Origin of the sequence: Parabacteroides sp. AF21-43 (assembly GCF_003635435.1) — a bacterium.
GTDB lineage: Bacteria > Bacteroidota > Bacteroidia > Bacteroidales > Tannerellaceae > Parabacteroides > Parabacteroides distasonis.
Window position 1 is genome coordinate 332 of the sequence record NZ_QTMG01000076.1, and the last position, 219, is coordinate 550.

Consider the following 219-nt stretch of genomic DNA (forward strand, 5'->3'; position numbering starts at 1 on the left):
TATCAGCTCACCTTTTTTCAATACATCGAAGGAATCCAGTGCTTCATTCTTTCTCCAGGCTTCAATCCCCATGAAAGCGGAAACATAAGAGGTTTCTTCACCTGTCTTGTCTGCACGGCTGACCGCGATAGAAAAGCGTGCTACGCTTGCTGTTTCAAAACTACGGATTTCTGCATCCTTACCGATAAAACCTGTTACTGCGAATGAATTTTCAATCTT

Annotated in this window: 1 protein-coding gene; it reads right to left on the reverse strand. The window is 42.9% G+C overall.

The features are described 5' to 3' along the window. Positions 1 to 219: single-stranded DNA-binding protein (locus tag DWX84_RS22090; RefSeq protein WP_233573992.1), on the reverse strand; the 219-nt coding region annotated here is incomplete at both ends.